The organism is Sulfoacidibacillus ferrooxidans (assembly GCF_022606465.1).
In the GTDB taxonomy this organism is placed as follows: Bacteria; Bacillota; Bacilli; order Alicyclobacillales; family SLC66; genus Sulfoacidibacillus; species Sulfoacidibacillus ferrooxidans.
The window spans coordinates 1-408 of the sequence record NZ_JALBUF010000100.1 but is presented as its reverse complement, the minus strand read 5'-3'; the positions used below and the strand labels follow the sequence as shown (position 1 = coordinate 408).

The following is a 408-nucleotide window of genomic DNA, read 5'->3' as shown; positions in this document are numbered from 1 at the left end:
GAGGCAAGAGGCCACCTTGTTCTGCGATCAGATACCCTAAACGCTCAGCCGATCGGTACCCAAAATAACGGCCATCCTCGATACAGGCTTTGGCAGCAGCGATCAGTCCTACCATATACTCGTTGGGGGATTCTCCTGCAGGAACACGCCCTAGTGGTTCTTTGACAAAGTCCACAGGGATGCGCTTGGTGGTGCCATCTTGTAAGGTCACGTGGCAGGTTCCACCCGCTTGTTGGGTGCAATAGCCAAGAAGAAGCATGTCGTTCTCCTTGAAGGCGAGGACTTGTCCCTTCCACGATGTGGCGCGAATCGGCTCTTCGGTTTGCGGGAGCACGATGTGTGCAGGTTCGCGAACCGGTACGTTGAAAGATTCGCCTACCACGGCGGCATGGACGTGAGCGGAGGGTA

Annotated in this window: 1 protein-coding gene; it reads right to left on the bottom strand. The window is 55.9% G+C overall.

Annotated features, from left to right (window positions below; all coding sequences use genetic code 11):
- Positions 1 to 408 (bottom strand): hypothetical protein (locus MM817_RS16555; protein WP_241717166.1); only part of this gene is annotated, 408 nt, incomplete at both ends.